Below are 634 nucleotides of genomic sequence, written 5' to 3'. Positions count from 1 at the left end.
GGTTGGCATTTAGTTGATTCTTCCGTCGAAGCTGATGGCGAATGCATTCAGGGCCGGCTTCCATCGTGTGGCCCATCGTGCCCTGCCTTTGCCTGTCGGGTCCAGTGCCCGGGTGGCGAGGTAGAGGCATTTCAAGGCCGCCTGCTCGGTGGGGAAATGGCCCCGGGCCCTGACCGCGCGCCGGTAGCGGGCGTTGATGGATTCGATGGCGTTGGTGCTGCAGATGACCCGCCGGATTTCGACGTCGTAGTCCAGGAACGGCACGAACTCGCTCCAGGCGTTCTCCCACAGCCGGGTGATCGCCGGGTACTGCCGGCCCCATTTGGTCGAGAACTCCACGAAGCGTTCCTTCGCCGCGGCCTCGGACGGTGCCGTGTAGACCGGGCGCAGGTCCCGGGACATCTCGTCCCAGTACTGCCGGGCCGCAAAGCGGAAGGTGTTGCGAATCAGATGCACGATGCAGGTCTGGACCACAGACCGCTCCCAGACCGTGGTGATGGCCTCGGGTAGGCCCTTGAGCCCGTCGCAGACCGTGATGCAGACGTCCTCGACGCCGCGGTTCTTGATTTCGGTCAGCACCGAGAGCCAGAACTTTGCCCCTTCGCCGCCTTCCTCGGCCCACAGCCCGAGGATG

At 64.7% G+C, this 634-nt stretch carries 1 protein-coding gene; it reads right to left on the bottom strand.

The window, feature by feature from the left end; translation table 11 throughout:
* Positions 1-9: 9 nt before the first annotated feature.
* A partial coding sequence (locus ACTHQX_RS21755) for an IS256 family transposase (protein ID WP_440159323.1) occupies positions 10-634 on the bottom strand: 625 nt, incomplete at its 5' end.

This window comes from Arthrobacter sp. SAFR-023 (genome assembly GCF_051965295.1).
In the GTDB taxonomy this organism is placed as follows: Bacteria; Actinomycetota; Actinomycetes; order Actinomycetales; family Micrococcaceae; genus Arthrobacter.
The sequence above is the reverse complement of the archived record's forward strand: the minus strand, read 5'-3'. Positions and strand labels throughout refer to the sequence as shown.